This is a genomic window from uncultured Tenacibaculum sp., from assembly GCF_947502995.1.
Taxonomy (GTDB): Bacteria; Bacteroidota; Bacteroidia; order Flavobacteriales; family Flavobacteriaceae; genus Polaribacter.
Genome location: NZ_CANNBW010000061.1, coordinates 1 through 666 on the forward strand (window position 1 = coordinate 1; position 666 = coordinate 666).

Here is a 666-nt window from a genome sequence, read left to right on the forward strand (position 1 = left end):
ATCTACTGTAACAACTACTGTATCTGCAACACTTGAACAACCTGTAGCTGTTTCTGTTACTACTAAACTATAGGTCGTTGTAGCCGTTGGACTTGCTGTTGGTTGTGCTAAACTAGCATCGTTTAACCCTGTAGTTGGTAACCATGCATAAGTAAAGCCTGCTGATCCTGTGGTTCCGATTTGAACACTTGTTGTTGCACAAGTAATCGTGGCATCTGAGCCTGCATCAGCCGTTGGTAAATCGTTATCTACTGTAACAACTACTGTATCTGCAACACTTGAACAACCTGTAGCTGTTTCTGTTACTACTAAACTATAGGTCGTTGTAGCCGTTGGACTTGCTGTTGGTTGTGCTAAACTAGCATCGTTTAACCCTGTAGTTGGTAACCATGCATAAGTAAAGCCTGCTGATCCTGTGGTTCCGATTTGAACACTTGTTGTTGCACAAGTAATCGTGGCATCTGAGCCTGCATCAGCCGTTGGTAAATCGTTATCTACTGTAACAACTACTGTATCTGCAACACTTGAACAACCTGTAGCTGTTTCTGTTACTACTAAACTATAGGTCGTTGTAGCCGTTGGACTTGCTGTTGGTTGTGCTAAACTAGCATCGTTTAACCCTGTAGTTGGTAACCATGCATAAGTAAAGCCTGCTGATCCTGTGGT

1 pseudogene is annotated in these 666 nt (G+C 42.8%); it reads right to left on the reverse strand.

The window, feature by feature from the left end:
• A pseudogene (locus Q1A46_RS20730) lies at window positions 1–666 on the reverse strand (hypothetical protein); the annotation flags it as partial.